The 25228-nt window shown below is 67.3% G+C and carries 28 protein-coding genes; 15 read left to right on the top strand and 13 right to left on the bottom strand.

Features of this window, described 5'->3' with window-relative positions; all coding sequences use genetic code 11:
• Nucleotides 1-83: 83 nt before the first annotated feature.
• A complete protein-coding gene (locus ACZ5V4_RS13565; RefSeq protein ID WP_464315398.1) occupies nt 84-1697 on the top strand; it encodes an ATP-binding protein in 1614 nt (537 codons plus the stop codon).
• On the opposite strand, the gene ACZ5V4_RS13560 is transcribed toward ACZ5V4_RS13565, so the two are convergent.
• Together ACZ5V4_RS13560 and obgE are read right to left on the bottom strand one after the other, a co-directional pair.
• Nucleotides 1687-2301 (bottom strand): YajG family lipoprotein, encoded by a 615-nt coding sequence (locus ACZ5V4_RS13560; RefSeq protein ID WP_464315397.1) that lies wholly within the window; start codon nt 2299-2301, stop codon nt 1687-1689. The genes ACZ5V4_RS13565 and ACZ5V4_RS13560 overlap by 11 nt on opposite strands.
• Nucleotides 2298-3317 carry a GTPase ObgE gene (gene obgE / locus ACZ5V4_RS13555; RefSeq protein ID WP_464315396.1) on the bottom strand — a complete coding sequence of 340 codons (1020 nt, stop codon included), beginning with the start codon at nt 3315-3317 and terminating at the stop codon, nt 2298-2300. The genes ACZ5V4_RS13560 and obgE overlap by 4 nt, the downstream gene beginning before the upstream one ends.
• 135 nt (nt 3318-3452) lie before the next feature.
• Between obgE and ACZ5V4_RS13550 the strand changes: the two genes are divergently transcribed.
• Nucleotides 3453-3998 carry a DUF2939 domain-containing protein gene (locus ACZ5V4_RS13550; RefSeq protein WP_464315395.1) on the top strand — a complete coding sequence of 182 codons (546 nt, stop codon included), beginning with the start codon at nt 3453-3455 and terminating at the stop codon, nt 3996-3998.
• A 198-nt stretch (nt 3999-4196) separates the two neighbouring features.
• On the opposite strand, the gene ACZ5V4_RS13545 is transcribed toward ACZ5V4_RS13550, so the two are convergent.
• On the bottom strand, nt 4197-4400 hold the full coding sequence (locus tag ACZ5V4_RS13545; protein ID WP_464315394.1) for a tautomerase family protein: 204 nt from the start codon (nt 4398-4400) through the stop codon (nt 4197-4199).
• Between the two features lie 60 nt (nt 4401-4460).
• Entirely contained in the window at nt 4461-5351 is an 891-nt protein-coding gene (locus ACZ5V4_RS13540; protein ID WP_464315393.1) for a DMT family transporter, read from the bottom strand.
• A gap of 104 nt (nt 5352-5455) precedes the next feature.
• On the opposite strand from ACZ5V4_RS13540, the gene ACZ5V4_RS13535 reads away from it, so the two are divergent.
• Nucleotides 5456-6337 carry a LysR family transcriptional regulator gene (locus ACZ5V4_RS13535; protein ID WP_464315392.1) on the top strand — a complete coding sequence of 294 codons (882 nt, stop codon included), beginning with the start codon at nt 5456-5458 and terminating at the stop codon, nt 6335-6337.
• A gap of 80 nt (nt 6338-6417) precedes the next feature.
• Here ACZ5V4_RS13535 and ACZ5V4_RS13530 read toward each other — a convergent pair whose 3' ends face one another.
• Entirely contained in the window at nt 6418-8496 is a 2079-nt protein-coding gene (locus tag ACZ5V4_RS13530; protein ID WP_464315391.1) for an elongation factor G, read from the bottom strand.
• Nucleotides 8497-8738: 242 nt separating this feature from the next.
• On the opposite strand from ACZ5V4_RS13530, the gene ACZ5V4_RS13525 reads away from it, so the two are divergent.
• The 4 genes from ACZ5V4_RS13525 to ACZ5V4_RS13510 all read left to right on the top strand — a co-directional run bounded on the left by ACZ5V4_RS13525 (nt 8739) and on the right by ACZ5V4_RS13510 (nt 13399).
• Nucleotides 8739-11366: a spermine/spermidine synthase domain-containing protein gene (locus ACZ5V4_RS13525; RefSeq protein ID WP_464315390.1), complete on the top strand. Its 2628-nt coding sequence runs from the start codon at nt 8739-8741 to the stop codon at nt 11364-11366.
• Between the two features lie 111 nt (nt 11367-11477).
• Complete coding sequence (locus tag ACZ5V4_RS13520; protein WP_464315389.1) at nt 11478-11951, top strand: hypothetical protein; 474 nt, start codon at nt 11478-11480, stop codon at nt 11949-11951.
• 11 nt (nt 11952-11962) lie between these two features.
• On the top strand, nt 11963-12409 hold the full coding sequence (locus ACZ5V4_RS13515) for a DUF3859 domain-containing protein (protein ID WP_464315388.1): 447 nt from the start codon (nt 11963-11965) through the stop codon (nt 12407-12409).
• A gap of 6 nt (nt 12410-12415) precedes the next feature.
• Nucleotides 12416-13399 (top strand): D-2-hydroxyacid dehydrogenase, encoded by a 984-nt coding sequence (locus ACZ5V4_RS13510; RefSeq protein WP_464315387.1) that lies wholly within the window; start codon nt 12416-12418, stop codon nt 13397-13399.
• A gap of 88 nt (nt 13400-13487) precedes the next feature.
• Here ACZ5V4_RS13510 and ACZ5V4_RS13505 read toward each other — a convergent pair whose 3' ends face one another.
• The 5 genes from ACZ5V4_RS13505 to ACZ5V4_RS13485 form a co-directional block, all read right to left on the bottom strand.
• Nucleotides 13488-13724, bottom strand: a complete 237-nt coding sequence (locus tag ACZ5V4_RS13505; RefSeq protein ID WP_464315386.1) for a hypothetical protein — start codon at nt 13722-13724, stop codon at nt 13488-13490.
• Nucleotides 13725-13935: 211 nt separating this feature from the next.
• On the bottom strand, nt 13936-14463 hold the full coding sequence (locus tag ACZ5V4_RS13500) for a rhodanese-like domain-containing protein (RefSeq protein WP_464315385.1): 528 nt from the start codon (nt 14461-14463) through the stop codon (nt 13936-13938).
• Between the two features lie 30 nt (nt 14464-14493).
• The gene (locus ACZ5V4_RS13495) at nt 14494-14940 is read right to left on the bottom strand and encodes a MauE/DoxX family redox-associated membrane protein (protein ID WP_464315384.1); all 447 of its coding nucleotides are present in this window, start codon (nt 14938-14940) and stop codon (nt 14494-14496) included.
• A 238-nt stretch (nt 14941-15178) separates the two neighbouring features.
• A complete protein-coding gene (locus ACZ5V4_RS13490) occupies nt 15179-15970 on the bottom strand; it encodes a hypothetical protein (protein ID WP_464315383.1) in 792 nt (263 codons plus the stop codon).
• Between the two features lie 314 nt (nt 15971-16284).
• Entirely contained in the window at nt 16285-17298 is a 1014-nt protein-coding gene (locus ACZ5V4_RS13485) for an SGNH/GDSL hydrolase family protein (RefSeq protein WP_464315382.1), read from the bottom strand.
• Nucleotides 17299-17486: 188 nt separating this feature from the next.
• Between ACZ5V4_RS13485 and ACZ5V4_RS13480 the strand changes: the two genes are divergently transcribed.
• The 4 genes from ACZ5V4_RS13480 to ACZ5V4_RS13465 all read left to right on the top strand — a co-directional run bounded on the left by ACZ5V4_RS13480 (nt 17487) and on the right by ACZ5V4_RS13465 (nt 20413).
• Nucleotides 17487-17894 (top strand): SxtJ family membrane protein, encoded by a 408-nt coding sequence (locus ACZ5V4_RS13480; RefSeq protein WP_464315381.1) that lies wholly within the window; start codon nt 17487-17489, stop codon nt 17892-17894.
• Nucleotides 17895-17905: 11 nt separating this feature from the next.
• Nucleotides 17906-18052, top strand: coding sequence for a DUF5989 family protein (locus ACZ5V4_RS13475; protein WP_464315380.1), 147 nt, complete (start codon nt 17906-17908; stop codon nt 18050-18052).
• Nucleotides 18053-18140: 88 nt separating this feature from the next.
• A complete protein-coding gene (locus ACZ5V4_RS13470; protein WP_464315379.1) occupies nt 18141-19997 on the top strand; it encodes a carbamoyltransferase family protein in 1857 nt (618 codons plus the stop codon).
• A gap of 32 nt (nt 19998-20029) precedes the next feature.
• Nucleotides 20030-20413 carry a hypothetical protein gene (locus ACZ5V4_RS13465; RefSeq protein WP_464315378.1) on the top strand — a complete coding sequence of 128 codons (384 nt, stop codon included), beginning with the start codon at nt 20030-20032 and terminating at the stop codon, nt 20411-20413.
• 10 nt (nt 20414-20423) lie between these two features.
• Here the strand turns inward: ACZ5V4_RS13465 and ACZ5V4_RS13460 are convergent, their stop codons facing one another.
• Nucleotides 20424-20744, bottom strand: a complete 321-nt coding sequence (locus ACZ5V4_RS13460) for a zinc-ribbon domain-containing protein (RefSeq protein WP_464315377.1) — start codon at nt 20742-20744, stop codon at nt 20424-20426.
• 107 nt (nt 20745-20851) lie between these two features.
• On the opposite strand from ACZ5V4_RS13460, the gene ACZ5V4_RS13455 reads away from it, so the two are divergent.
• The gene (locus ACZ5V4_RS13455) at nt 20852-21064 is read left to right on the top strand and encodes a ferredoxin (protein WP_464315376.1); all 213 of its coding nucleotides are present in this window, start codon (nt 20852-20854) and stop codon (nt 21062-21064) included.
• Between the two features lie 253 nt (nt 21065-21317).
• Here ACZ5V4_RS13455 and ACZ5V4_RS13450 read toward each other — a convergent pair whose 3' ends face one another.
• Nucleotides 21318-21968 carry a SagB/ThcOx family dehydrogenase gene (locus tag ACZ5V4_RS13450; protein WP_464315375.1) on the bottom strand — a complete coding sequence of 217 codons (651 nt, stop codon included), beginning with the start codon at nt 21966-21968 and terminating at the stop codon, nt 21318-21320.
• Nucleotides 21969-22170: 202 nt separating this feature from the next.
• Here ACZ5V4_RS13450 and ACZ5V4_RS13445 point away from each other — a divergent pair, with 202 nt between their 5' ends.
• The 3 genes from ACZ5V4_RS13445 (at nt 22171) to ACZ5V4_RS13435 (ending at nt 24443) form a co-directional block, all read left to right on the top strand.
• Complete coding sequence (locus ACZ5V4_RS13445) at nt 22171-22467, top strand: hypothetical protein (RefSeq protein WP_464315374.1); 297 nt, start codon at nt 22171-22173, stop codon at nt 22465-22467.
• A 398-nt stretch (nt 22468-22865) separates the two neighbouring features.
• Nucleotides 22866-24089, top strand: coding sequence for an ammonium transporter (locus ACZ5V4_RS13440; protein WP_464315373.1), 1224 nt, complete (start codon nt 22866-22868; stop codon nt 24087-24089).
• Between the two features lie 15 nt (nt 24090-24104).
• Nucleotides 24105-24443, top strand: a complete 339-nt coding sequence (locus ACZ5V4_RS13435; RefSeq protein WP_464315372.1) for a P-II family nitrogen regulator — start codon at nt 24105-24107, stop codon at nt 24441-24443.
• A gap of 82 nt (nt 24444-24525) precedes the next feature.
• Here the strand turns inward: ACZ5V4_RS13435 and ACZ5V4_RS13430 are convergent, their stop codons facing one another.
• Complete coding sequence (locus tag ACZ5V4_RS13430; RefSeq protein ID WP_464315371.1) at nt 24526-25089, bottom strand: type I restriction endonuclease subunit R; 564 nt, start codon at nt 25087-25089, stop codon at nt 24526-24528.
• Nucleotides 25090-25228: the final 139 nt, after the last annotated feature.

Below are 25228 nucleotides of genomic sequence, written 5' to 3'. Positions count from 1 at the left end.
AAAGCCTCCTTCTCCCGGTGATTTCCTGGGCCGGACATGCTATGCGTGTGCGCAAGGACCATTGGCGGGACGCTGGAGGACCCATGCTCAGGCGCTTTTCCATTGCCACGCGGCTTTTCTGGCTGGTCGGCTTGGTGGTGCTGTTCGCGGCCCTGGCCCTGGCGTTCGCGCTGACAATCTCCTCGCGGCTGGAGGAGGTGGTGGTCCAACACACGCAGCAGACCATGCTCCAGGGCGAGAAAGGCAAGATCAAGGCCGCGGCCCACTCCATGGCCATGGCCCTGGGCGAGGCCCTCAAGTTCGGCCGGGACGACTTCGAGCGCAAGCAGCTGGCCCGCGTGATCGTGGACCCCGTGCGCTTCGAGGAGGACCAGTCCGGCTACTTCTTCGTCTACCAGGGCACGGTCAACGTGGCCCTGCCGCCCCGCGCCGGGCTCCAGGGCCAGGACCTCTCCGAGTTCGTGGACCGCGACGGCGTGTACTACGTCCGCGAGCTCCACCGCCAGGCCCAGTCCGGGGGCGGCTTCGTGTACTATTCCTTCCCCAAGCCCGCGGGGCCCGAGGAGAAGAAGCTCTCCTACGCCGAGATGATCCCGGGCACGGACATGTGGGTGGGCACGGGCGTGTACATCGACAACGTGGCCCGCGAGGAATCCCGCATCAGCTCGGCCATCGAGATACTCTTCAACAAGGCCCTCCATGTCTCGGCGGCCGTGGGCGCGCTTATGGCCGCCCTGCTGGCCTTTTTCTGCGTGGCCATCGCCCGCAGCGTGGCCAGGCCCCTGGCCGAGGCCACGGAGGCCGCCGAGCGCATCGCCGCCGGGGACCTGGACGTGCGCCTCCGCGCCGCCGGGCGAGACGAAGCCGCCAGGCTCCAGGACTCGCTCAACCGCATGGCCGGGCTTTTGCGCCAGAACATCCAGGAGATCCAGGCCCGGCGCGAGGAGGCCGAGGAGAAGGCCCACCAGGCCGAGATGGCCCTGGGCGAGGCCAAGCGCGCCAACCAGGAGGTGGTGGCCCAGGTGGCCATACGCATCGAGAGCCTGCAGAAGATCTCGGAGGCCGTGGCCCACCAGTTGAGAAACCCCACCACCATCATCGGCGGGCTGGCCGGGCTTTTGCTCAAGAAGCCGAGCCTCAAGGAAAGCTACCTGGAATACCTGGACGGCATCCTGGACGCGGCCCGGCGCATCGAGCAGATCACGGCGGCGGTGAAGGCCTACAGCTCCATCCGCCTGGGCAGCCTGACGAAGACCCCGGCCGAGGCCGTGCTTGAGGCGGCCTTCAAGGCCGGGCAGGCCCTGGCGCGGGAGCTCGGCAGGAACGTGGTCTGGGAGGTGGACCCGGGCGGGCAGGAGGTGCTGGCCGACCGCGAGCTCCTGGTCATGGCCCTGACCGAGGTGACGGCCAACGCAGTGGAGGCCCTGCCCGAGGAGGGAGGGCGCATCGGCCTCTCGGCCAGGGCGGTGGAGGACGGGACCGAGTTCGTGATCACGGACACGGGCCACGGAGTGCCCGAGGAGGAGAAGGAGTACCTGTTCGACCCCTTCTACACCACCAAGTCCGTGGGGGTGGGCATGGGCCTGACCAAGGCCCACAGGGTGATGCAGGAGCACGGGGGAGGCGTGAGCTTCGAGAGCGAGCCCGGCAAGGGCTCGACCGTCCGGCTCAGCCTCCCCGACCTGGCTACTCCTTGAGGGCCTTGCCCTGGGTGAAGTCCCTGCCCAGGTACTGGACCATCTCCGGGTCGGAGAGCAGAAGCCCCAGCGACTCGGAGAGCACGTCGTTGATGAAGCGGGCGTTGGCGCTCTCGTCCGGGGCCGTGACCATCTCGCGCTCCTGGGTCACGGGGAAGGAGCCTTCCCAGTGGCCGGGGCCGTTGACCACCTTGGCCGAGAGCACGCACTTGGCCGAGATCTTGCGGGTAACGGTCTGGCCCTGGGCCGAGTAGCCCAGCTCCCGGATGGTGATCACCAGCGAGAGCGGCGCGCCGTCCTTGAAGGGCACGGGCTTGAAGCCCAGGTCCGAAAGCACCTTGGCCGCGGGCTCGCCCACGGAGCGGGTCAGGTCGCCCTCGACGGTGATGGGGGCGCTGCGGCCGCCGTCGGCGTTGCGGTAGCCCACCACCTTGTCGCCGCGCGCGTCCACCACCTGGAAGGCCACGTTCTTGCCCTTGCCCACGTTGCCCGTGGGCACCTTCACCTGCGGGGCCAGGGTCACGACCTGTGGCGGCACAGTGGCGCAGGCGGCCAGGAAGGCGAACGAGACAAAGGCCAGCATGATGGCCGTGAAACGCTTCATGATTCCTCCTCCTTCGTCTTGGCGGTCAAGGCCCACAGGGCCTCCACCAATTCATCCAGCCCATCGCCCTCCTTGGCGGAGATGAACCGGACATCCAGGCCCCGGCTTCGCGCCGCCGCCTTGAGTTCGGCCACCCGCTCCGGGGTGAGCGTGTCCACCTTGTTCACCACCCGGATCTGCGGGCGCTCGGCCAGCTCCGGGTCGAAGCGCGTGAGCTCCTCGTCCACCAGGGAGAAACCGGCGAAGGGGTCGTCCCCGCCGGTTTCCTCGGCGGCCAGCAGGTGCGCGAGCACCCGGGTGCGGGAGACGTGCTTCAGGAAATCGTGCCCCAGGCCCTGGCCCGCGTGCGCGCCCTCGATGAGGCCCGGGATGTCCGCGGCCACCAGGTTGAAGCCGTCGTCGCCCTTGATCACGCCAAGCTGCGGCGTGAGCGTGGTGAACGGGTACGGCGCGATCTTGGGCCTCGCCGCCGACACGGCCGAGATGAGCGTGGACTTACCCGCGTTGGGCAGCCCGATGATGCCCACGTCGGCCAGCAGGCGCAGCTCCAGGCGCAGGCGCTTCTCCTCCCCGGGCTCACCGGGCTGGGCGAAGCGCGGGGCGCGGTTGGTGGAGGTCTTGAAGTGCATGTTGCCCTTGCCGCCCCGGCCGCCCCGGGCCGCCACCCACTCCTGCCCGATCTCCGTGAGGTCGGCGGCCAGGTGCTCGCCTTCCTCGGTGAGCTCGTACACCAGCGTGCCCTGGGGCACTTCTATCAGGAGGTCCTCGCCGTTTTTTCCGTTACACTGGCTGCCCAGGCCCATCTGCCCGTTTTTCGCGTCGTAGCGGCGCTTGAGGCGCAGGTCGTACAGGGTCAAAAGGCTCGCCGACACGCGGAAGATCACGTCCCCGCCCTTGCCACCGTCGCCCCCGTTGGGGCCGCCGAAGGGCAGGAACTTCTCCCGCCTGAAGGCCACGCATCCCCTGCCGCCCTTGCCGGAGGCCACGGTGATGACAGCTTCGTCCACGAATCGCATGAATCGTCCTCTCTTCTTCCGCGAGGCCGGTGCCCGGCCCTAGCGGAGTTCATGCCAGGGCTCCTAGTCCGCCCGGCCCGGCAAGTCAAACCGGGCGGCTGGCGCGGGGTCCTGTTTCGTGTTAACTCGGCGTCCATGAGATACACCGCACTCGTCATCGTTCTCGTGGTCGGAGTGGGCACCCTTGGCGCGTGGATGTACGCCCAGCCCGGGAAAACCTACCAGGCCGTGCAGACGGCCATGGACCGCGAGGACCCGGCCATGCTGGCCCCGCTCCTGGACCTGGAGGCCATCCGCTCCAACATCAAGAACCGCGAGGCGGCCAAGCTCTCGCCCGGAACGCCCCCGGACGGCCCGGCCGGGCTCCTGGGCCTGTTCGGCCAGGCCCTGGCTGATTCGGTGATCGGGGCCTTCGTGCAGGGCGTGGCCACGCCGGAAGGGGTGCTGGCGCTTCTGCGCGGCGCGGCGGCCAGCGCGGTCCCGGCCGAGGGCAAGACCCCGCGCACGCCCTCGGAAAGGCTCTTCGCGCAGGCTTCCACGGAGCTCATCGGGTTCGACCGCTACGTGGTCAGCGCGCCCATGCGCGGCGGCTCGGCGCTCAGGCTGGTGTTCTCGCGCCAGGGCACGAAATGGCTGCTCTCGGACATCGAGCTGGCCAAGCCCGTCAAGGGCGGAATTTAAGCGACCGGAGAGGCGCAGGCATCGAAGGACCTCACCCGCCAGGGCAGTGCCTGCCCCTCGTCCCTGCCAATCTGCCGGTGAAGCCCGCGAAGCTATCGCCGGGGTCTGGGGGGAGGCACTCCCCCCAGCAGGTGCAGGACGGAGTCCTGCCGGGTTGCAGGGCAGAGCCCTGCCGGGGCTCGGGGCGACGCCCCGTTCTTACGCGCCCCGGGCGCGGCGCATCGTGACCGTCTCGCCGCCGATGCCCCAGTTGTCCGTGGGCACTTCCTCGATGACCACCACCGTGGTCTGGGGGTTCTTGCCCAGCACGTCCTTGAGAAGCGTGGTCACGCCTTCGATGAGCTTGGCCTTGGCTTCGGGCGTGGCCCCTTCCTGGGTGATCTTGATGTTGACGTAGGGCATGACGCGGACCTCCTTCGGATTTGGCGGTTTCGGGGCAGGATAAGCCTGAACGACTCGAAATCAAACAGTTTGCCGCGCGGCCGAAGCCGGGGCCGCCCGCCGCGCGCCTGCCGCGAACCAGGCCCCCGCGCTGGCGCAGAGGAGCGCAGTGGCCAGACCGGGCGTCATCTCCTCGCCGAGGAGCATCGACGCCGCCCCGCCCGAGAGCGCGGGCACCACGGCCATGAGCGCCCCGAGCCTGGCCGGGCCCAGGCGCTCCTGGGCGCGCAGGTACAGCCACATGACCACGATGGTGGTCACCACGCCATGGTAGAGCCCCTGCCCGGCCAGCCAGAGCGGCCCGGTGGACTCCAGGTTCTTGGGCAGGAAGAGGGCGTAGACCGGCAGGTAAACCACGGCCGGGGCCAGGGCCACGAAGCGCGTGAGCAGCCACGGCTCCACCCTCCAGCGCCTGGCCAGCACCCCGTAGACGGCCCAGGCGAGCGAGGAGCCCAGCAGGAGCGCGTCCCCGGCCAGGGTTGAGGCGTCCGCGCCGAGGCCCGGGACCATGAAGGCCATCCCGGCGGCGATCAGGGCGTACCCGGCCCACTGGCGCGCGCCCGGGCGCTCGCCAAGGAGCCACCAGGCGAGCATGGCCGTCTCGAAGGGCAGCATGCCCGGGAAAAGCGCGGCCCCGTGGGTGGCCGGGGCCAGCCTGAACCCGGCGTAGACCAGGAGCCCGTAGGCCAGGCCGCCCACGGCCGCCAGCGTCCAGAGCCGTGGGGAAGTCCACGCGGCCCGGCCCATGCCCCGGCAGAACGGGGCCAAGACCAGCGAGGCCGCCGCCAGGCGCAGGGCGAGCATGTCGTAGGCCGTCACCGGGGCCGATCCGGTCAGCCCCAGCCTGCTCACGAGCATGAACGCGCTCCAGAAGCACACCACCAGAAATCCCGCCGCGTACCCAGCCCCCATGACCGTCTCCCTTGCCGCTTGCTTGTGTTTCGTGATTGGTTTACGCCGATATCAAAGCATGTAAAACGATTATTCATGATCTTATCATTCACGGAATACGAACGATGGAACTGACCGACCTTGCCGTCTTCAAGGCCGTGGCGCTCCACGGCGGCGTGAACCGGGCCGCCCAGGCGCTGAACAAGGTGCAATCCGGCGTGTCGGCCAGGCTGCGCCGGTTGGAGGAGGAGCTGGGGGCCGAGCTTTTCGCCAGGCAGGGCCGGGGCGTGGTGCTCACCCCCGGCGGGCGGGCCTTTCTCAGCTACGCCGAGAGGATCCTGCGCCTGGCCGACGAGGCGGCGGCCTGCGTGCGCGGCGACGCCCCGGCCGGGCCCTTCCGGCTGGGGGCCATGGAGAGCACGTCCGCGTCCAGGCTGCCCGCGCTGCTCGGGCTCTACCACGCGCGCTTTCCGGGCGTGGACCTGGAGTTGTGCACGGGCACCACGGGCGCTCTTGTGCGAGGCGTGCTGGAGCACGGGCTGGACGCGGCGTTCGTGAGCGAGCCCGTCACGGCCGGAGGCCTGGAGAGGTTCGCGGCCTTCCGGGAGGAGCTGGTGCTGGTGACGCCCGCCGGGCACGCCCCGGTGCGCTCGCCCAGGGACGTGGCCGGGCTGTCGCTTCTGGTGTTCGGCCACGGCTGCGCCTACCGCAAGAGGCTCGAGGACTGGGCCTCGCAGGGGGGAGCGCCGCTCGGGCGCGTGGTGGAGCTGGCCTCGTACCAGGCCATGATCGGCTGCGCCGCCTCGGGCATGGGGGTGGCCATCATGCCGCGCTCGGTGACGGACATCCTGCCCGGAGCATCGGGCATCGCCGTGCACGCGCTGCCCCCGGAGGCCGCCCTGGCGGGGACGTCGCTCGTCTGGCGCGCCGGCTGCGCCACCGGCCCGGTCAAGGCGCTGATCGGGCTTCTGCGGGAACGGGAAGAGGAAACGACGGACGCCGCCTGAGAGGCGGTCCCCCCAGAAGCGAGAAAAAGCCCCGGGACGGCCCGGGGCTTTCGTTTTCCTGCGGATAAGGCTTCGCCGCCCTATTCTTCCCTGGCCTTCTTGGCCTCGGCGATGACCTTCTCGGCCACCGGCGGCGGGGCCTCCTCGTAGTGGTCGAAGCTCAGGGTGAACGCGCCCTGGCCGCCCGTCATGGAGGAGAGCGCCTTGGCGTATTCCTGCATCTCGCTCATGGGCACGTGGGCCTGCACCTCGGTGACGCCGCCCGTGGAGTCGGACCCGAGCACCTTGCCCCGGCGGCTAGAGAGGTCGCCGATCACGTCGCCCATGAAGTCGTCCGGGATGGACACGCTGACCAGAGCGATGGGCTCGAGCAGCACCATCTTGAGTTTTTCGCAGGCGGCCTTGAACGCGAGCGAGCCCGCGATCTTGAAGGCCATTTCGGAGGAGTCCACGGTGTGGAAGGAGCCGTCGTAAAGCTCCACCCTGAAGTCCACCATGGGGTACCCGGCCAGCACGCCGCGCACGGACGCCTCCTGCACGCCCTTGTCCACGGCCGGGATGTACTGGCGCGGGATGGAGCCGCCCACGATGGCGTCCACGAACTCGTAGCCCTCGCCCCGGCCCCTGCCCTCCATCCTGATCCAGCAGTCGCCGAACTGGCCGCGCCCGCCGGTCTGCTTCTTGTGGCGGCCCTGCACCTCGACCTTGCCCTTGACCGTCTCGCGGTAGGGGATGGTCGGGGCCTTGAGCACGATGCCCGCCTTGTAGCGGCGCTTGGCCTTCTCCACCGCGTTCTCCAGGTGGGACTGGCCCATGCCCGAGACGAGCATGTCGCCGGTCTCCTCGTTGCGCGTGAGCCTCAGCGTGATGTCCTCGTCCAGGAGCTTGGACATGGCCTGGTAGACCTTGTCCTCGTCGCCCTTCTCGGCCGGGGCCAGGGCGTAGGAGATCATGGGCTCGGGCAGCTTGGGCCTCAGCATGGTGAAGGAATGCTTCTCGTCGCTCAGGGTGTCGCCGGTCTTGGTCTCCTTGAGCTTGGCCACGGCCACGATGGCCCCGGGGCCCACGGGCTCCTTCACGGCCTGGGTCTCCTTGCCGTTCATGAACAGGAGCCCGCCGAAGCGCTCCTTGGCCCCGGAGCGGGTGTTCAGGAGCGTGGCGTCGGGCGTGAGCGTGCCCGTGAGCACGCGCATGATGGAGAGCTGGCCCGCGAACTGGTCGAAGAGCGTCTTGAAGACGAAAGCGCCCGTGGGCGCGTCCGGGGAGACCTTGACCAGCGAGCCGTCCTCGGCTTCGACGGATTTTTCGCCCACCGGGGTGTCCAGGGGCGAGGGGAAGAAATTCTGGGCCGCGTCCAGGATGCGCTGGCCGCCCATGCACTTGAGCCCGGAGGCCACCATCACGGGGTAGAGCTCGGCGCAGACCACGGCCTTGCGCGTGGCGGCCACGAGGTCCTCCTGGGAGACGCTGGAGGGGTCCTCGAGGTAGCGCTCCATGAGGGTCTCGTCGCAGACAGCGATTTCTTCCATCATGGATTCGCGCAGGCCCTCTACCTCGTCCTTCATGTCGTCAGGCACCGCGATCTCGCTCATCTTGCCGGAGGCGTCGAAGGCGTAGGCCTTGTTCTCGACGATGTTCACCACGCCCTTGAAGGAGTCGGCCTTGCCGATGGGCACGTTCTGCAGGAAGGGCTTCACGCCCAGCTGGTTGCGGATGCCGTTCAGGGCCATCTCGTAGTCGGCGCGGTCGCGGTCCATCTTGGTGATCAGGAAGATGGTGGGCAGGCGGAACTTGGAGACCTCCTGCCAGAGCTTGCGCGTGAGCGGCTTCACGCCGTCCACGGCGTCCACCACGAAGATCACGGCGTCCACGCTGGCCAGGATGTAGCCCAGGTCGCCCCCGAAGGAGAGGTCGCCCGGGGTGTCGATGAGGAAGTGGCGGTTCTTGTTCCAGAGGAAGGTGGCGAAACCTGGCTGCACGGAACCCCGGCGCTTGATCTCTTCGGGCTCGTAATCGAGGGCGGTGGTGCCGTCTTCTATCTTCCCCAACCTGGGGACCGCCCCGGCAACGTACAGAAGCATTTCGGCCACGGAGGTCTTGCCGCAACCTCCGTGGCCGATGAGAGCGTAAGTCCGCTGATTTTTCAGAACGTCAAGCATGCCAGTCTCCCATGATATCCTGATAGAGGTTGATCCTTGGAGCCTTTCTCTGCCGTTCGACGCCGTCCTCTGGACGGATTGGTCCACTCACATGGTTGTCATTGTAACGGGAACGCCATTTCGGTGCAACAGCCAGGGCGCTCAAAGGCGCAACAAACGCCCCACGGGGTCTGATTCGAAGGGCCAAGGGCTCGAAAAGGCTTCCGGTTGACCTTCTTCACACCCATGGGCAATCAGGAGCCGTGAAGCACCCGAGCAAAGCCGCCAGCGCCTCGACCATCCTCTGCGTCTTCATGACCGGCGCGGCCGCCATGCTCTACCAGGTGGCCTGGCAGCGCTATCTGGCAAGGCTCCTGGGCGGGGACGCGGCGGCCACGGCCGTGGTGCTGGCCGCCTTTTTGGGCGGGCTCTCGGCGGGCTACTGGGGCTTCGGCAGGATAAGCGCCCGCGTCACGCGCCCCTTCAGGGCCTACGCCCTGGCCGAGGCGGGCATCGGCCTGTGGGGGCTGGCCTTCCCGGCCGTGTTCGCCATGGTCCAGGCGGCGTCCTCGGGGCTGAGCCTCTCCTCTCCGTGGCTGCTGGCCTTCCAGGGCTTCGCCCTGGCCACCGTGCTCACCGGCCCGCCCACGGTGCTCATGGGGGCCACCATGCCCCTTCTCACCCAGGCCCTGAGCCGCGACGTGGAGAGCGCCGGGAGCGTGCACGCCGTGCTCTACGGGGTGAACACCGCCGGGGCCTTCCTGGGCGCGGTGGCCGGGGGATATCTTGCCGTGCCGGGCCTGGGGCTCCCCGGAACGCTCGTGCTGGCCGCGTCGCTCAATTTGCTGGCCGCCGCCTGGTTCGGCTTCGCGAGGCAGCCCCTCGCTCGCACCGCGCCCGTGGTCTCCGGCCCCGCGCGAGGCCCCTCCCCCGCGGCGCACGCGTCAGGCGCAAGTGCGGCGAGCGCGGACGGTGTGGGCGCGGCCCGCGCGAAATCCCCTCCGTCCCCCGCGCTGCCGCACCGGCCGGACCCGGGCAGGGCGCTGGCCGCCCCGCTCATGGCCCTCGCACTCGTGAACGGCGTCCAGACCATGACCCTGGAGAACGTGCTGGTGCGCTTCGTGGGGCTCTCGGTGGGCTCCACGGCCTACGCCTTCTCCATGGTGGTGGCGGTGTTCGTGCTGGCCATCGCGGCCGGGGCGTTCTGGGCCTCGCGCGCCAGGGGGGACGCTTCCAGGGCGCTCTGGGTCAACCAGATGCTCATCGCGGCCGCGCTCCTGGCCGTATACCCGACACTCGACACCTGGCCCTACTGGGCGCACCGGCTGCGCCTGCTGTTTTCGCCCGACGAGGCCGGGTTCTGGGGCTTCCAGGCGGCCGGGTTCGCGGTCCTGGCCCTGGTGGTGGCCCCGCCGGCGGCCTTCATCGGCGCGGCCGTGCCCCTGGTCTTCAGCAGGCTCAGGCGCGAGCTCGGCGGCGTGGGCCGCCTGAGCGGGCGCATCCTCTGCGTGAACACCCTGGGCAACCTGGCCGGGAGCCTGGCCGCCGGGCTCCTCCTGCATCCCTTCCTGAACAACGGCCAGCTTTTCCTCCTCTGCGCGGTGCTGGCCCTGGCCGGGGCCTTCCTGGCCGCGCGCGGCATGAGTCCAGGCTTCAAGGCCGTTCCGGCGGCGGCCGCCCTGGCCGGGCTGGCGCTGCTGCCCTCCGCGCCGCTCTACGACCCGGGCCGCTTCCTCATAGGCACCTTCCGGACGCAGTTCCCCCTGCCCTACTCCCACGAGCCCCCGGCCGCGTTCTACCGCGAATATCACTCCGGGGCCGAGGCGCTCTTCCACGAGGACGGCCCAGAGGCCTCGGCCGCCGTGGTCCGCGCCCCGAAGCTGCCCTGGAGCGCGCACGCGCCGCTGGCCATCCTGGTCAACGGCAAGTCGGACTCCTCCACCGTGTCGGACACGGCCACGCTCAAGCTCCTGGCGCACCTGCCCGCGCTTTTCGCCCGCGACCGTTCGAGCGCCCTGGTGATCGGCCTGGGCACGGGCGTGACCTCGGCCGAACTGCTCCTCCACCCGGACGTCGTGCGCGTGGACACGGCCGAGATCTCCTCCTCGGTGATCCGCGCCCTGCCGCACTTCGCCCCCTTCACGCGGGGCCTGCACGCCGACCCCAGGCACAACCTGGTCCACGCCGACGCGCTGCGCGTGCTTGCGCGCGCGGGCGGGGGCTACGGGCTGATCGTGTCCGAGCCGAGCAACCCGTGGGTCTCGGGCGTGGACGCGCTTTTCTCGCGGGAGTTCTACAGGATGGCCAGGGAGCGCCTCTCCCCGGGCGGGATCTTCGTGCAGTGGATACACATCCAGGACGCCTCCGAGCGCGTGCTGGCCTCCGTGCTGGCCACGCTCCGGTCGGAGTTCGCGAGCGTGCGCGCCTTCATGAGCCAGGCCAACGACCTAGTCATGCTGGCCACCGGCGAGCCCCTGGGCGACGAGGCGCTGGAGCGCGCGGCCCGGGCGCTCGCGGGCGCGCCCCTGGCGGCCGCGTCGCTCGAGGAAGCCGGGACCGGCACCCTTGAATCCCTGCTGGCCCGGGAAATCGCCCTGCCGGAGCTTGCGGGCGAAATCGAGACCCTGGACCGCCCGAGAATCCACTACATGGCGGGCAAGAGCTACTTCAAGGGCGAGCGGGTGCCTACCCGCCTGCTGCTGGGCGGCGCGGACGACCCGGGCTGGACGCTCCTGGCCCGCCACGCGGCGCGCAGGCTTAAGGGGCCGCTCACCGCGCCGGAAGCGGAGGCCCTGGCCGGGAGCGCCGTGGACCGGCGTAGCGAGGAGGAGGCCCCCTTGCCCATGCGCCCCGCCCTGGAGAGGCGCCTGGCGCGCATGGTCCCCAGATAGGCCGTACGGGCAAAGCCGCGCGCCCGGGTTTGCATCGCCGAGCGAATGCTGTAGACAGGAGCGCAGAAGAAGTCCGCGCGCACCCTGTCTGCCGCCAAGGCGGAGGAGGCCATGCTCGACTACACCCAGTCCCTGGAGCGCCTGGAAAAGGCCCTGGGCGAACACTTCCGGCATTCGCCCTACATTCTGGGCGAGTTCGGGGCCTCGCTGGCCTGCAAGGTGGACCCCTTCTATTACCTGGCGGTGCAGCCCGGATTCATCAAGTACCTGAGCCGCTGGGCCGCCATGCTCCCCGAGGCCGTGGAGGCCACCCTGGTGCGCACGGGCAACATGCTCGCGAGCCACGACCGGTCGGTCACCTCCGTCCCCCTGCGGGTTTACGAGGAGGGCCGCGGCGCGATACTCACCGTCAACTCCGGGTTCGCCCTGGCCTCCTTCATCGACCGGGCCGTGGCCATCCACGCCGGCGTCCCCGGGGGCCTGCCCGTGTCGCGGCTGCGCATCCTGGAGGACGACCGGGACAAGGCGGCGTTCTTCTTCGAAGGCAAGACCCCGCTGCAATCCTTCGCCTTCGGCAAACCGTGAAAGAGGTACCCATGCGCACGATTTCCGCGGTCTTCGTCCTTTTCGCCGCCCTGGCCCTGGCCGGGTGCTCCATGGTGGGCCTGGGCGAGGACCCCGCCCAGCTCGAAGTGGTGGAATCCGGCCTGTTCCGCCAGGGAGTGCTCACGCGCTCCACCGAAGGCGTCCCCCGCGAACTGGGCACGTCCTTCGGCTTCCGCTTCAAGGTGAAGGACCCCAAGGCGGGCGCGCTCAAGGCCGTGGTGACCACCCACACGCCCGGGCTCATCGACCCGTCCAGGAACAAGGTGCAGCACGACTTCGCCTCGGAGCTGACCCTCCAGCCCGGCCAGACCTACGACGTGATCTTCACCTTCTCCGAGCCCTGGGAAATGGTCTCGGGCAAGTGGGAGTTCACGGTCAAGACCCAGAAAGGCGAGACGCTCTCGCGCGTCTTCGACGTCTACAACCCCAACTTCTAAGCCCTCATGAGCACGAAACACACCATCGTCGTCCTGGACGGCGCCACGCTCAACCCCGGGGACAACCCCTGGGACGAGATGGCCGCCCTCGGAGATTTCACCCTCCACGACCGCACCCCGCCCGAGCTCACCGTGGAGCGCGCCCGGGGCGCGGACATCGTGGTCACCAACAAGACCCGCATCACCGCCGAGGTGCTGGACGCGCTGCCCGAGTGCCGCTTCGTGGCCGCGCTGGCCACGGGCTACGACGTGGTGGACATCGCGGCGGCCGCGCGCAGGGGCATCCCCGTGTCCAACGTGCCGGGCTACGGCGCGGAGTCCGTGGCGCAGTTCGTCATGGCCCAGCTTCTGGCCCTTTGCAGGCGCGTGGAGTTGCACGACGCCCTGGTGCGCCGGGGCGAATGGCACGCGCGCGGCGAGTTCACCTTCTGGGCCACCCCGCAGGTGGAACTTGCCGGGAAGACCATGGGCGTGGTGGGCTTCGGGGCCATCGGCAGGCGCGTGGCGGAGCTGGCCCTGGCCTTCGGCATGAAGGTGCTGGCCCACGCCCCCAGGCCCAAGGAGCCCCTGGCCTCGCCGGACTTCGCCTTCGCGGGCCTGGACGAGCTCTTCTCGGCGGCCGACGCCGTGAGCCTGCACTGCCCGCTCACGCCCGAGAACGAGGGCTTCGTGAACGCGCGGCTCATCGACCTCATGAAGCCCGGCGGGTTCTTCGTGAACACCGCGCGCGGCAAGCTGGTGAACGAGGCGGACCTGGCCCACGCCCTCGACAGCGGCCACCTGGCCGGGGCCGCGCTGGACGTCTTGTCCGTGGAGCCCCCGCAGGACTCAAACCCGCTTCTCAAGGCCCAGAACTGCCTGATCACGCCGCACATGGCCTGGGCCTCGCTCACGGCGCGCAGGCGGCTGATGGCCATCGCCGTGGAGAACATCCGAGGCTTCATCGAGGGCCGGCCCCAGAACGTGGTCAACGCCGCGCAACTGGTCTGACGCCTTCGCCCGACCCCGCAAAACAAGCGCGCCGCCTCCGGAAGCCTTTCCGGGGGCGGCGCTTGCATTGACGGCGCGTCCGCGCTTTCTACACTTTTCCCGACACCATGGTCCCCTTGGCCATGAAGCCCGCTTCGAGGACCTTGGTCTGAAAGTCGTAGTCGGCGTTTTTTCCCGAGCCCCCGAAAGGGTCGGAGTTCATGTAGTCGAGCGTGGTCTTGACCACGCCAGCCCCGAACAGCTGCTTGTCGATCTTCGCGGTGGAAGAGGAGCCGAACCCGGACATGCCGGAGACGCCCGTTCCCGAGGAACCGTCGATTGTCATGCGTGCCTCCCCGAAAGGCGGATCGCGCCGTGTCCCCGCTCTTATCGGCGTTTCCATGGGCGATCTTTAGGGCGGCGTGGAAAAACCCGTTCCCGTTCGCCACGACGCGGGCTCCCGTCCGGCGGCCCCGCGCCGTGCTGGCGGCCCAACGAAAAAGCCCCGGGCGCGGCCTGCGCCCGGGGCTCTTCACGCTCGTCTTTCGCCGCGCGGGCTACTTCTCGCTCTCCACGGGGTACTTGGCGCCCTGCCAGGCGTAGATGCCGCCGGGGAAGCGCACGATGTTGGTGTAGCCCAGCTTCTTGGCCCACAGCGCGCCGTTGTGGCTGCGGGTGCACTTGACGAACCCGCAGTAGAACACCAGGAGCTTCTTCTTGTCCGGCCCCAGGAGCTTCTCGAAGTCCTTCTCGGTCTTGCCGCCGGTCTTGGCCGCGTCCCAGGTTTCCATGGGCTCGATGGGGAACTCGAAGGCCACCGCGCCGGGCACGTGAGCCTTCTTGAAGCTGGCCTCGTAGGGCATGGTGTCCACCACGAGCATGGGCTTCTTCTCGTCCATCATCTTCTTGAGTTCCTCGGCGGTGACCAGTCCGTAGCCGCCCTGCACGGTCTCGCGGGCGAGCTTCACGGACAGCGTGTCCTTGTCCACCTCTTCCTCGAACATGTCCTTGGCGAAGGCGCCGGCGGCGCCGGCGGTGAGGATCGCCACGGCGGCGGCAACGGCGGCGAAGAAACGAAAAGCCATGCAAGACCTCCAGTCGGTTGAATGTGCCCCTCAGGCGGCGGCCCGGACCGTCTCCGTCCGCCCCGCCCTCGATTTCCACCAGTACACGTACGCCACGCAAAGAAGCATGGCCGAATCCCTCCAGAGGGCCTGCCGGATGGAGCCGAAGGCCTCGCGCTCCGGGTCCGACGGCCCGTAGCAGCCGCAGTCGATGTCCAGGCCCATGCGCAGGGCGTAGACCAGGATGGCCACGAACACCCCGAGCAGACCGGCCGTGAGGGCAAGCCCGCCGCGCACGTCGAAAAGGAGCATCACGGCTGCCGCGACCTCCACGGCGGGCAGGGCGATGGACAAAGGCCCCACCAGGGCGTCCGGCAGGATGCCGAAGGCGCGCACCGTGACCGCGAAGACCTCGGGCCTGGCGAGCTTGATCACCCCGGCCACGAGAAACGCCAAGGCCAGCGCGACCCTGACCGCGACGTAGAATATCCTGCCCACGGACGGCTCCCCTTTTGATTTTGTCACGGGATACAATGGATTGAGGGAGTAACGCCAATCGCTAGTGGTGATTGCCGGGGAGGATTGGTATCGGGGATGGCTATCGAATCGAGAGGCGGAACAGATACGAAAAGGGGCGGGACCGTCGAGAGGAAGTGCCTGACGGGTGCGGGCGATACGCCGGGCGAGCGAGGCGAGCCAACGAATTCGGCACAGTGGCCATATCGTTTCTAGTGCACTACTCCGAAACAATATGCCTCAGATATGAAACAGTGATTGATTGCTTCTTCACCACAATAAACCCAGCATTCCCATTTACAGGCGCCATGAACTTCGTTCTTGTCACCTCCTGGTCATTGATGAAATAAACATTCACTTCACCATCCCGTTTTATTGCAAGCTTATTCGTAACGCCATTTCCAGTCTTGATCGCTGAAGATTTTGTCCAGTCAACGACAATAGTGTCAACCCGTCCCGATCGTGATTCTATTTTAAAGCTCCCAGTTCCACAAATGGAGAATGAGTTGTACTCTCGTGGATCAACAACAAATCCCCAAAGCAACCCGTACCCTTGATCCAAATCTCCGTCGTTTTTTATGATTTCAGTTTCGATAGTAAATTTTGATTCAGATTTCAGCCCTATGTCAGCAAAAACCACCCAACTGCGCTCATTTCTTTTGTGAGAAATGTAATACCCATTATCAACGTAAAGATGTGCCGACTTATCGTTACACGTTTCCCAGTTATTCACATTTGATCGAAAATCATCAAAAAAAACAACGCGATTCTCTTTGCTCTCAATCTTGACATCCTTGCTTGCTGTCGGCTTGTCACCTTTTATATTTTGTTTTTGGCTTTTCCTTGCAGACGGAACCGGACTATTTGATACATTGCCATCTTCTAGAATACTTTTTGGAGCAGATGCCTGGCCTACGTCTGAAGCAAAGCACATTGCATGCTCAATACATAAGCCAAAAACAGCAACAATCGCAAAGACACACAACAACACCATTGCCTTATCTCTATGCATAAGGAAAAATCCACTTTATTATTCTGCAGACAGTGACTCACATACTGCAAACAGCATGTGTAAACAGAACATCTCCAGACTTTACAAAACACATCATACCACCCAATCAATAAGACTACTACATTTTCCGGCTAAGAACAACGTCCAAACGGAACAAGTAGGGATTCTTGCACCCCTCTATTCCTGCAGCGCCGTGCGGTCAGAGTTTGACCTGATCATGAGCAATGCACATCACTCAAGCCGAGAAACTCTCCACAAAACGAATTCGCGCAGAAATCCGGTGTTCACGCACCCCATCACGCCGCTTGATCCGCCTAGTTTCCGGGCTTGGGCGCGACGGCGCGGGCGAGCATCTCGCCCACCTGGGCGTGCACGGCCTTGCTGGGGTGGGCGTCCAGGGGGTTGACCACCAGCTCCTTGGCGGGCCTGCCGGTGAAGGCGGGGGTCAGGTCCAGCACCTCCGCGCCCAGGTTCGCGAACTCGGTCGCCACCTTGCCGGTGAGCGGCGCGCTCTCGGCCGGGGCCTGGAGCATGGGGAAGATCACCACCATCAGGCGGATGCCGCCAGCCTTGCAGTAATCCGCCAGCTCACGCATCTCGGCGCTGTGCAGCCCCCAGACCTTGGGGTCGGCGTAGGCCCCCTTGAGCGAGTCCCAGAAGGTGGTGGCTCCTCCGGAGAGGTTCCCGCCGCGCGCGAAGCGCCAGTAGAGGTAGTCCGCCAGGGCGGAGCGGTCGAGCACGGCCTTGGTCAGGCCCGTGGGCAGGTTCACGGCGAAGGTCAGGGGGTATTTGGCCTCGCCGGCCGCGTGGAAGATGTCGTTCAGGTAGTAGGCCAGCACCACCACGTCGGGCTTGACTGGGAAGGCCTTGAGGGCGTTGGTCTCGTCCACGGTGTCCCAGCCGATCTTGGAGGCGTTGTAGACCTTCCAGCCCTGGCCCAGGTGGCGGGCGGCCACGTCCGGGAAGCGCGCCGAGGCGTCCTCCAGGCCGTGACCGGCCGCGAAGGAGTCGCCCAGCACCACCAGGGCCTTCTGCCCGGGCGCAGGGGCCACGGGTTCGGCGTCGCGGTAGCCCAGGGAGTTGACCGGCTTCCAGTGGCGCTCGAACCAGGTGCGCCCGGCATGGGTCAGGTTGAAGCCGTCGGACTGGTCGTGGATCTTGGCGAAGTAGAATTCCAGCAGCAGAAGCGCCACGAAGAGCGAATCCAGGGCCAGGAGGAACGAGGCCAGGCCCGAGCGCAGCCCGGGCGAGCCCCGGCGCACGCCGGGCAGCAGGAAAACCAGGTGCAGGGCGGCCAGAAGCGCGGCCAGGACGAGAAACAAGAGCATGGACATCCCCCGGTGCCGGGTGAAAACGTCTCCGGCCGACACTCCCTAATTGTTTTGCGGGAGGGGTTCAAGAGCGCGTCCGAAACGGCGCGCAACCGCTCCGCCGCGGCCAGCGGGCGGGCCATGACGGCCGGGCTTGCCTCGCAGCTTGCGTTCTGGCATTGTGCGCGGGATTTTCGAGGGGAAACATGGGCAACACATCGAAAAAAGGCTCCTTCTGGCTCTCCGCCACCAAGGCCCAGGCACGCGACACGGGCATGGCCCTGGTGCTGATCTGCCTGCTCGTGGCCTGGTTCGCCAACCGGCGCGACTTCGTGGGCTGGGCCATCCTGCTGCTGCTTCTGGACATGATCTGGCCCCAGGCCTACAAGCCCGCCGCCAAGCTCTGGTTCGGGCTCTCGCACGTGCTGGGCTCGGTGATGTCCAAGGTGCTTCTCTCCGTGGTGTTCTTCGTGGTGCTCACGCCTGTGGGGCTTCTGCGCCGGGCCCTGGGCAAGGACTCCATGCAGACCGGCGGCTTCAAGAAGGGCGCGGACAGCGTTTTCCGCGTGCGCGACCACCAGTTCACCAGCAAAGACATCGAAACTCCTTATTAGGTGCCAACAACATGAGCTTTTTCGGCGATCTCTGGGGCTTCCTGAAAGTCCGCAAGAAATTCTGGCTGCTTCCGATCATCCTGGTCCTGTTGCTGTTCGGCGTGCTCATCCTCGCCAGCGGAACGGCCATCGCGCCCTTCATCTACACGCTGTTCTAGAAGCCGCCCAAACGGCCGACCAGGCCGAAACCCTTCCCTGCGCCGTCCGTCTCCGTTCCGGACGGGCGGCGCGTCAAGGATCACCACCATGCCCGAGGCCATCCTTGGCATCTCCGCCTACTACCACGACTCCGCCGCCGCCCTGATCATGGACGGCCGGATCGTGGCCGCCGCCCACGAGGAACGCTTCACCCGCAGGAAGCACGACCCGTCGTTCCCCACCAACGCCTGCTCCTACTGCCTGGCCGAGGCCGGGCTGTCGCTCAAGGACCTGACGGCGGTGGCCTTCTACGACAAGCCCTTCCTCAAGTTCGAGCGCCTGCTGGAAACCTACCACGGTTTCGCGCCCTCCGGGCTCGGCAGCTTCCTCTCGGCCATGCCGGTGTGGATCAAGGAGAAGCTCTTCATGCAGAAGATGCTCTCCGACGAATTCGCCAAGCTCGGCCCCGGCAAGCCCAAGGTGCTCTTCCCCGAGCACCACCTCTCCCACGCGGCCAGCGCCTTCTACCCCTCGCCCTTCGAGGAGGCGGCCATCCTGACCATCGACGGCGTGGGCGAGTGGGCCACCACCGCCATCGGCCACGGCAAGGGCAGGGACATCACCTTCCTGCGCGAGCTGGACTTCCCGCACTCGCTGGGGCTTCTCTACTCGGCCTTCACCTACTACTGCGGCTTCAAGGTGAACTCCGGCGAGTACAAGCTCATGGGCCTGGCCCCCTACGGCAGCCCGGGTTCGGAGCGCGTTGAGACCTACAAGCGCAAGATCCTGGACGAGCTCGTGGACGTGCGCCCCGACGGGTCCATGCTCCTGAACATGGACTACTTCAGCTACGCCACCGGGCTTCGCATGTGCAACGACGCCGCCTGGGAGAAGCTCTTCGGCCTGCCCAAGCGCCCGGCCGAGACCGAGCTGACCCAGGAGTACATGGACATGGCCCTGGCCATCCAGCAGGTAACGGAGGACGTGGTCCTGCTTTTGGCCCAGACCGCCAAGGAGCTCACCGGCGCCGAGTACCTGACCATGGCGGGCGGCGTGTCGCTCAACTGCGTGGCCAACGGCAAGCTTCTGCGCAAGGGAATCTTCAAGGACGTCTGGATCCAGCCTGCCGCGGGCGACGCGGGCGGCGCGCTGGGCTCGGCCCTGGCCGCCTGGCACATCTGGAAGGGCGCGGAGCGCACGGCGGGCCCCAAGGACGCCATGCGCGGGGCCTACCTCGGCCCCGAATTCTCGCTCTCCGACGTCAAGCGCGTGGCCGCGCGCCACCACGCGCCGTTCACCCAGTTCGACAACTTCGACGAGCTCTGCGAGAAGGTCTGCTCGCTCCTGGCCAAGGGCGACGTGGTGGGCTGGTTCCAGGGGCGCATGGAGTACGGCCCCAGGGCGCTCGGCAACCGCTCCATCCTGGGCGACCCCAGGAACCCGGAGATGCAGAAGAAGCTCAACCTGAAGATCAAGTACCGCGAGGGCTTCCGGCCCTTCGCCCCCTCCGTGATGGAGGAGGCCATCGGCGACTACTTCGAGATCGACCGCCCCTCGCCCTACATGCTGATGGTGGCCCCGGTGCAGGCCGGGCGCCAGATGCCCCTGCCCGAGGGCTACGACTCCATGGGCATGTGGGACAGGCTCTACGTGACCCGCTCGGACGTGCCCGCCGTGACCCACGTGGACTTCTCCGCGCGCATCCAGAGCGTGGGCAAGGACGTCAACCCCCGCTACTGGCAACTCATCGACACCTTCCGGCGCACCCAGGGCTGCGCGGTGGTGGTGAACACCAGCTTCAACGTGCGCGGCGAGCCCATCGTCTGCACCCCGGCCGACGCCTACCGCTGCTTCATGCGCACGGAGATGGACTACCTGGTGCTGGGCGACTGCCTGTTCGCCAAGGCTGACCAGCCGGAACTGCCCGACGACGCCGACTGGATGACCGAATACGAACTGGACTAGCGGGCACGAAAGATGCAAAAAAGGGCGGCATGATGAAGACAATCATTGCCGCCCTTCTTCTTGCCGTGCTCATCCCCGCCCAGCCCGCGCGGGCCGCCGACCAGGAGGCCGTGCTGCGCTGCGTGCTGCGGGAAATTCTTGCCTCGCTGACCTGCAAGGGCGTGGACGAGTTCCGCTTCGTGGGCAAGCGCGACGAGGTCTACGTCTTCAACACCCACTACGCGGCCAAGTTCACCGAATTCTACGTCCAGGTCTTCGACAGGGACGTGGTCGTCACCAGCAGGGCCTGGCAGGGCAACATGGCCTCGGCGCGCCTGACCTACGAGTCCCAGCCCGGATGCATCCAGGCCTCGGTGAACTCCACCTGGGGCGAATGCCGCGCCCCGCGCGTGGTGCAGTGCTGCGGCACGGACTGAGCCTGGCCCGTCAATCCCCCCACGTGATGCCGCGCATCCAGGCGTAGCCCGCCGCCAGGGCCGCCAACGGATAGAGCGCCCAGTCGAACCCCGCCTGCAAGACCCCCCAGGCGCAAAGCCACACCAGCGCGGCCACGGCCCAGGCCTCGGCCAAGAGCCTCATCTTCTTGCGCGCGCCAGGGCCCGCCCCGGAAAGCGGCGGCAGAAGCCCAGGCCCCTCCCGCCCCTCGCCGGGACGCGCCCCGGCCCGGCCGGACTGGAGCTTGTGCCCGCACTCCCGGCAGGCGGTGGCGTCGTCGGGGTTCTCCCGGCCGCATTTGTTGCAGTGCATTCGTGCGCCGTGCGTTGACAAATTCCGTGCGCGACCTAGAATTCGCGGACGGTCAACCATCCTACCGCCCGGCAACGCGGCGGGCAACCTCAACCAAGCGAGGCTTCATGAGCAAGGTCAGCGTCCCGGTTCCGGTCTACCTCGATCTGGTCCCCTGCCACGGCTGCGGCGCGTGCGCCGAAGTCGCCCCGGAAATTTTCGGCATGGACCCGGACGTGGAGCGCCCCTTTCTGAAGACCCACGAAGGGGACCAGGAAACTGTCCGCCAGGCCATCGCCTACTGCCCCAACGACTGCATCTCCACCGAGGACGAAGAATAGCCCTGCACCCGCCGGGCTCCGCCCGGACCCGCAAGGGGGAGTGCCTCCCCCTTGACCCGGCGATAGCTTCGCGGGCTTCACCCTTGCCCTGAAATATGGCCGCCCCTTCGCCTGGAAGCTCACTTCCAGGCGAAGGGGCGGCCGATTTTCATGCAACCGGAGATCGACGCGAAGCAATTGCGGGGTGCAGGGGCATCATGCCCCTGCCGGGTCAAGGGCGGAGCCCTTGCGGGGTGCGGGGCAGCGCCCCGCGTCACGCCTTGGGGTAGCCCACGCACTGGGCCATGATGATGCGCTGGGTGGACTCCAGGCCCATGGCCGAGGACAGCGCCGCCGTGTCGATGGAGGCGCGCACCACCGTGCCCAGGCCCATGGCCGCGCAGTAGAGGTACACGTTCTGGCTGACGTAGCCCGTGTCCGCCCAGGCCAGGCAGAGCTTTTCCTCGTCGGTCCTGCCCGCGGCCTTGTCCATGCGCGCGACGTAGACCAGGTTCACCGGGGCGGTTGCCGCGTAGGACTGCGTCCCGGTCAGGGCGCGCAGGTCGCCCGGCTTCACCTGCTTCAGGGCGTGGGGCTTGGCCTCGTAGAGGAACAGGCCGTCGGCCTTGGCCACGTAGACGTCGATCTCCTGCTTGTTGTGGGCCGAGGGCGCGGTCCTGCCGCCGGTCTCGGGCCTGTTCACGCCGAAGGCGGCCCAGAGAAGCCCGGAGAGCACCTCGAACGGCAGTTGCGTGTCCGCGTAGGCGCGGACGGTCCGCCTCGCGCGCAGGGCTTCCTCCAGGGTCTTGCCTCCCGTCCCCTTGGGGGCGGGCAGCTGCCCGGTCTGGGCCGCCAGGGGCGCGGCCCCCAGGCCGACGGCGGCGGCCAGGGTCCCGGCCGCTCCGATGAAGGCTCTTCTTTTCATATGCGAAGCTCCTTGTTCGCATGTTCGAGTCCCCCGCGAAACCGTGCGAGGGTAAGCCCCACCATATGCCCGGTTTGACGTTTTTGCCAGCACGCGCTTCCGGTGGCAGCATAATTGCATTTGTCTGCTTGACGACGCCAAGGAGTGATTACTTCTTACTGTCCGTACCGGAAAATCCAGGCTTCAAAAAAAGGACGCGCTCATGTTCACCAACCAGACCTTCAACGCCCTGACCGTGCTTCGCGCCATGCTCAGCGGCTACGCCGTGGAAATCCTCGGCGACAAATACGCCTACGACGAGGAGACCGGCCGCATCGGCGTGCTCAGCAAGAAGGGCGACGAGAGCTTCATCATCTTCGCGGACATCGACCTCAACCGCTTCCTCTCCATGTGCGAGCAGGTGGACCAGGACAAGATCGGCGAGATGCTCGCGGTGCTCCAGCACTCGGCCCACGCCGCCGCCGGGGAGGCCGGGCCCGCCGGCCGCAACGTCCACTGACCGGAAATGCAACCAGGGCTCTGCCCTGGAACCCGCCGGGGTCCAGGGGGAGGCTTCTCCCCCTGGTGGGTCCAGGGCGAAGCCCTGGTCTTCTCCCTTCCTCCCTTTCAAAAACGACGGCAATTCTTCATTTTTGAAAACTTTTCCCTCCGAAGCTTCTTGCTCTCCGAATACACTTTTGTTAAGTCGGCCCTTGCGAACGAGCCTCAAGACAAAATTGTCATTCATCATTCGCGCTGTACGGCTCGATTCCCAGGCAACGACCCGGATTCCGGCCCCTCGCCATCGAGGCCGGATCGAAACGAAGGGCGCGAAGCGCGCACGGGGCGCGTTTTCGCGGCACGCACACGCGGCCCTTCGCCAGGCCATACGAACGCCCCACGGCGGGAGGCAGACCCATGATCCAGGCGGGAGACACCGCGTTCATCCTTGTCAGCGCGGCCCTGGTGCTGCTCATGACCCCGGGCCTGGCCCTGTTCTACGGGGGCATGGTCCGGCGCAAGAACGTGCTCGGCACCTTGATGCAGAGCTTCATCATGATCTCGCTCATCAGCATCGAGTGGGTCTACCTGGGCTATTCCATGAGCTTCGGCCCGGACGTGGGCGGCTTCATAGGCGACCTGAGCTGGGCCGGGCTCTCCGGAGTGGGCGCGGCCCCCAACGCCGACTACGCCCCGACCATCCCGCACGTGCTGTTCATGGTCTACCAGTGCATGTTCGCGGTGATCACCCCGGCGCTGATCACCGGCGCCTTCGCCGAGCGCGTGAAATTTTCCTCTTTCGTCGTTTTCAGCGTGGCCTGGGCCGTGCTGGTCTACAACCCGGCCTGCCACTGGGTCTGGGGCAACGGCGGGTTCCTCAAGGCCATGGGCGTCCTGGACTTCGCGGGCGGGCTGGTGGTCCACCTGACCTGCGGCGCGGCCGCCCTGGCCGCCGTGATCGTGATCGGGCCGCGCAAGGACCACGGCAAGCGTCAATTCTTCCCCCACGACCTGCCCATGACGCTCCTCGGCACCGGGCTCCTCTGGTTCGGCTGGTTCGGCTTCAACGCGGGCAGCGCCCTGGCCGCCGACTCCGTGGCCGCCTCGGCCTTCACCGCCACCCACCTGGGCGGCATGGCGGGCATGGCCATGTGGACCGTGGTGGAGTGGCTCTACCAGGGCAAGCCCACCACCCTGGGCGCGGCCTCCGGGGCCATCGCGGGCCTGGCCACCATCACCCCGGCCGCAGGCTACGTCACGCCCAACAGCGCCGTGCTCATCGGCCTGACCGCCGGGCTGTGCTGCTATTTCGCGGTGGTGCTCAAGTCCAGGCTGCGCTTCGACGACAGCCTGGACGTGGTGGGCATCCACGGCCTGGGCGGGCTTCTTGGCACGCTCATGGCCGGGCTCCTGGCCACGAAGTCGGTCAACCCCAACGGAGCGGACGGCCTGTTCTACGGCAACCCCGCCCAGCTGGGCACCCAGGCCCTTGGCATCGCCGTGGTGGGCGCGTATGCCTTCGTTGTCAGCTTCGTGATCCTCAAGGCCGTGAACGCCTTCATGGGCCTGCGCCTGGACCCCGAGAAGGAAGGCGTGGGCCTGGACGTGGCCGAGCACAACGAAGCCGCCTACAACGAATAATCGAGGAGTCCATCCATGAAGAAGATCGAAATAGTCACCCGCCCCCACAAGCTGGAGGACGTGAAGCAGGCCCTGACCGCCATCGGGGTCAAGGGCATGACCGTGACCGACGTGAAGGGCTTCGGCAGGCAGCGCGGGCACACGGAGATCTACCGGGGGGCGGAGTACAAGGTCGATTTCATGCACAAGATCAAGATCGAGGTGGTGGTGGACGACGCGCGCGTGGCCGCCGTGGTCGCCGCCGCGCAGGAGGCCGCGCGCACCGGCCAGGTGGGCGACGGCAAGATCTTCGTCACCCCCGTGGACGAGGTGGTGCGCATCCGCACCGGCGAGACCGGGGACGACGCCATCTAACCTCGATTTATACGCCAAGGTAAAAAAACGACGGCCGCCCGCGATTAGCGCGGGCGGCCGTCTTCGTTTGCCGGGGGGCGGCTTAAGGCTTGCGGGCCTTGGGCCTGCACGCGCCGGTGCAGCAGCCGCCGGAGAGCATCTCGGAGTAGGCGTAGAGGATCCTGCGCTCGCGCTCGAGCTGGTCCGGGGTGAACGCGGGCGCGGGGTGGGCCTGGGCCAGGGCGGCGAGGTCCGCGTGGAAGGGGATTGCGCGCATGCCCGAGCCCAGCTTTTCGCCAGTTGCCGTGGCAATGAGCTCGGCCGAGCGGGTGTCCGTGGTCAGCGCCAGGGGCGCGGGCGGGTTCGAGAGCCTGGCGGCCGCCAGGGCCTCGCGCACGTAGGAGCCGGGCTCGCCCGAACAGAAGATCACGAACATGAGCGGCTCCCCCTGCTCGCCCAGGGCGGTCAGGTCGATCATGCGCGTGTAGTCCTGCCCGTCCACGGGGAAGCACACCCCGCGCTTGGGTTCGAGCCTGTCCTTGGGGTAGCCCCTCTCCTCCACGAACAGCCTTGCCAGGGCCTGGCGGAACTCCTCGTAGGAGGTCTCCTCCAGCTCCTCGCCGGTGAGGTAGTCGCGGATCACGGTGCCGAGCGATTCTTCGTGCATGGGTGTAGCCTCGCGGGGATTGCCGCCGTGGGGCGGCCAACCTCGATACTAGCCCCGGGAGGGGGCCACGGCAAGCCCGGCGGGCGCGTCTCTTCGTTTGACTAGCCGACCCCGATCGCCTACCTCCCTGCGCAAACGA

Source organism: Fundidesulfovibrio sp. YSD1 (genome assembly GCF_055397115.1).
This window is presented reverse-complemented; position numbering and strand designations above follow the sequence as displayed.